The following is a 4,125-nucleotide window of genomic DNA, read 5'->3' on the forward strand; positions in this document are numbered from 1 at the left end:
CTGATTTTATCTAATATTTAAATTGTTGTATTAACTAGACTGTCTAAAAATCTTGGACGGGTTTATAAAAATTAATCAAAAACAAATAGATATTGGTGTATTTAATTTGAGCAAATAACAATTTTTTTTTGAAAAAGAGTGAAACTTATTTTTTAATGAAAATAGAAATTAATCAAATAGATGTAGATGATTTTTTAATAAGAAATTAGAAAGAGTGAAAGTTAAGGGCTTGAATTGAGTAAAAAAAAACCGCTGACACCTTGCAGTATCAACGGGTTTTTCTTATATTCAGCGGTACGCAGTTATTTGATGTTGACGCATCAGATAACGAAGATCAGCAGAGCTACCAACTCGTGCAGATTTCACCAAAGGCTTGTACCTGTTCGCACATTTTAACGTTATGAGCAGTAATTTCAAGTCAAAACATGAATTACTTCGTTATTGAATCGTTTTGTGTCCATTAAATAAGCAATCTTGAATTCGAGCTTTGCCCGCTTCTGCGTGTCCGTTTATTCGGGTCTAGGCATGTGGTGTGGGTGGATGGAATAAAGCGACGCTAGCGCACCACAGCGATTGTTTTACAGTAATGTAGAGCAGGAGTTGCTACTAGGGGATATCGACAAAGCAACAGCGTGATGAGTAGTTCAGGGATGCTTTAAATTGTATGTTGGGGAAACCCTCGCAGAGAGAAGTGACCTGTTCGGTTTGAGAACGTGTCGATGCGGTGTGTGAATCGTAATCTCAGCCTGTGTAGGAAAGCACAATTACCTACTGTCGTGGACGACCGATGCGTGGCTCCGTCAGCCCAAATTGGTGTTCGGCAATACTTTAAGAGCAAGCAATTTTTTGTAAGCTCTTAGGGTGAGTATTGCCGAAACTCTCTCAACATTCACCATCAGCCCAGAGTAAAACGAAGGCTGTGGAGAATGTTGAGAGAGTGAGAGCATTAAAAAAAATATTTTTATAAAATTAAATGGTGATGATATGAAATCTACTTTAGAAGATCTTGAATGGTTTGAAATGATGTTTATTGCAAATCATAGAGGTATAAAAACGCTAACATCTCAAATTAAAGAAGTTCGTAAAGAGTTAAAAGAAAAAGAAGCTTTAGTAGATCCTAAGGATGAATCTATTCAGAGTCTAAAATTGATTTTGAGTCATTTATTAGATTCCAGAAAATTTTTGAAAGAATATGAGCAAAAATTTGATCATATGCTGGGAATGCAAAGAATGTTTAGTGTTGATCTTGAACTTTTAAAAGATTTTTAGTCCTGGATTATTCGGGTATTGGAACTCTTATTTATACATTTACCAAAATTGATCAAAAAAAACGCTATTTTATAAAAATGGTGTTTTTTATTCTTTTTTAATCAAAGATAAACTTTTATGCTTTCCGCATAAAAGGTATATTTTGATTAGATAATGATCTACTACACAACAACGAAAACAGACTGTCTTCTCAGTCTTATGCAATGCATTTCGAATGGAAGGGCTAAGTTTTGGTTTTCTGATACTGTGCTTTTTTCAAAGTTCCATCATGTGCTTCCAAAATTAATTTTGAAGTATGGCCTCGATCTGACTGAATCTGAGCGTAAGAAAAAATCGGACTACGGGGAACCAGTATGGAGTCTGGTCATCAATTATGATCCAGCCAAAAGTGAGGTATTCCAGTTTTGGTTATTTACCACAGGCTACAGAGAAGCGCGAAGAAGTAAGCTGACGCTAAAAGAAATACTCGCCAAAAATTCGAGCATGGTACAGAAGCAAAAGTTGAATAGTCTTTTGACCACGAAAAAAGAAAAACTGTTGCGCTATGGGGATTATGTACTGGGACAATACATTGAGTTTAGTGATCTTAAGCCACAATTTTCTCGGGTTTATTATCATCCTGAACGCTTTGGCGTTATTTTTAATGTTTATGCCAAGCGTGTAAAAACTATTGATAGTAACCAAGATCTGGTTTATCGGGTGTTTAAGCCTTTTGATGCATCTGATGTCAGGCGTTTTTCCAGTATTCAACGTATTTTCGGCTTTGCTTTTTTAGAAAATGAACATACACGTTGGAATCAGGCATCCGTGAGTGCATTTTTACTGCAACGGTTTGGAATTAAATTTAACGATGACGTGAGCTATAACGAGCGGTTGAAAGAGCTAACTCGTGCATTACGCGGGGTTCGTAAAAAGCATTTGGAGTTTTTTCAACGATATTCTCAGAAGAAAATCCGTTTTACCTGGTATCTATCGCAAGAATTTATGCAGTCGGCAACGCGGGAGTTGAATAAAAAAATTGATTTAATTTCGACTGAACAGGCTGATCGTTTGAAAGAAGCCACTTTTAGATTGAGTTCTAAGGGAACTTTTCATGGTACACGTCATCAAATTGGCACGTTACAGGCTAAAATGAGATCGATATTAAATGCCCGAAATCCCGAGCAGAAGAAGCTGAATCAAATGTATTTTCCAAAAAACTTACACTATGTACGCTTCACTGCCAAGAAGGCTTGGAGTATGAAAGAGTTTGAAGTGGCTTGTCGAAATGCAGATCAGATTTATTTGAATAAACGGAATAAGCGAAAGCCTAAAGATCAACGATTAAGAAGAGACAGAAAAAAATGCTAAAGCTTTTTTTCTTAAATTTCGCATAAGAGATTTTATGTTAAATAAAGCCTTTTAACTGACTAAAACTTATGAAAAAATGTATTTTTAATTCTTAAAATATTAAGTATGCATTCTTTAGCTCCGTACACTATAAGAACTTATGATCAGCAATATTTTAGACTTCATAATACTTATCCTCCTTTAGATAAGATTTTAGGTCGATTAGATCTTTATACGATTTTTAAGGATTGTTTTACTGAGAAAGGTATAGACTTTCATATAGTTGAAGATGAAAAGAAAATTTACAGAATCGTTGATCTTCAAGTTGATGATAAAACTAGAATTATTAAAGGTTTTTTACAACAAGGAAACTACGGTCTTAGGTCTGATATTATAAATATTGACACAGGAAAAATAGATTATGCAAAGACAGAAAAAAATGCTGAATTAATTAATTACTATTTTTATCTAAAAATTCCTCTTTCATATAATGAAGGCTTTGCATTTTTTCAGTGCTATAAAAGTGTAAGTGCTAAAACACTGATTTTTAACATTCTATATAAATATTACAAAGAAAAAAGCGGACTAGTATTACAATTTAAATCATTAACAGATGATAAATCTTTTGATGAATGGAAACAGAAAGCACAGGTGAAAGAAATTAAACTGACTAAATTTACAGGTATCGATGATAAAGCTCAGAGAATCTCAAATTTAGGTCATCGAGAGAATATTGAAACAGTATTAATGATGAAGCCTAAAAAAGGTAATTTCGGCTTGTTAAAAAACTTTCTCACGCCTAATACAGATCAATTTAAAGCCGTAGAAGTGTGGGAAGAGGAATGTCAGCAAGTTAAGACAGTTGTTAGTTTAAATGGCAAAAGTAGGACTTTTACTGTCGGTAGGTAAGCGTCCGCTGAATCCCATACCAATTTTAATTCGATTTAGGTTTCCAGCAGTGTGGCAGTAACTCTTCAATCTGGGTCACTTTATGTGTCGGCAGCCTTTTCAGCACATCACTTAAATAGGCATACGGATCCAAGCCATTCAGCTTTGCTGACTGGATTAACGTCATGATGTTTGCCGCTCGCTGACCACTGCGCAGCGAACCTGCAAACAGCCAGTTCTTGCGCCCCAACGCCCAGGGACGCATCTGATTCTCGACCCAATTATTGCAAATAGGTAGATTGCCATCATCCAGATAGCGGCTTAAAGCTGGCCAACGCTTCAGAGTGTAATTGATGGCCTTGGCGGTGGGAGAACTCGATGGCACTGTCAGATGATGTTGGTTGAGCCATTCATATAGTTGTTGCATCACTGGTTGACTATGCTGTTGTCGGTATTCGCGGCGGTCTTCCGCTGTACCATCGGTCTTTTTCCTGAGCTCTGCTTCTATCGCATACAGTTTCTGAATCAGCACTAATGCCTGTTCAGCGACCTGACTTTTCCCAGTTACATGCAGTTCATGGAATTTACGACGTGCATGGGCCATGCAGCCCACCTCAATGACCTGGCCTGATTTAAAGC

At 36.4% G+C, this 4,125-nt stretch carries 4 protein-coding genes; 3 read left to right on the plus strand and 1 reads right to left on the minus strand.

Going from position 1 to position 4,125, the window contains the following annotated elements; translation table 11 throughout:
* The first annotated feature begins 984 nt into the window (after window positions 1-984).
* The 3 genes from FTV34_RS16590 to FTV34_RS16600 all read left to right on the plus strand — a co-directional run bounded on the left by FTV34_RS16590 (window position 985) and on the right by FTV34_RS16600 (window position 3,507).
* Window positions 985-1,269, plus strand: a complete 285-nt coding sequence (locus FTV34_RS16590; protein WP_180009727.1) for a hypothetical protein — start codon at window positions 985-987, stop codon at window positions 1,267-1,269.
* A 198-nt stretch (window positions 1,270-1,467) separates the two neighbouring features.
* On the plus strand, window positions 1,468-2,619 hold the full coding sequence (locus FTV34_RS16595; protein ID WP_180070818.1) for a hypothetical protein: 1,152 nt from the start codon (window positions 1,468-1,470) through the stop codon (window positions 2,617-2,619).
* 105 nt (window positions 2,620-2,724) lie between these two features.
* Window positions 2,725-3,507 (plus strand): hypothetical protein, encoded by a 783-nt coding sequence (locus tag FTV34_RS16600; protein ID WP_257222496.1) that lies wholly within the window; start codon window positions 2,725-2,727, stop codon window positions 3,505-3,507.
* 25 nt (window positions 3,508-3,532) lie between these two features.
* Here FTV34_RS16600 and FTV34_RS16605 read toward each other — a convergent pair.
* The coding region (locus tag FTV34_RS16605; protein WP_032042748.1) for an IS66 family transposase at window positions 3,533-4,125 on the minus strand (593 nt) is incomplete at its 5' end.

Source organism: Acinetobacter sp. YH16038, assembly GCF_013417275.1.
Lineage (GTDB): Bacteria > Pseudomonadota > Gammaproteobacteria > Pseudomonadales > Moraxellaceae > Acinetobacter.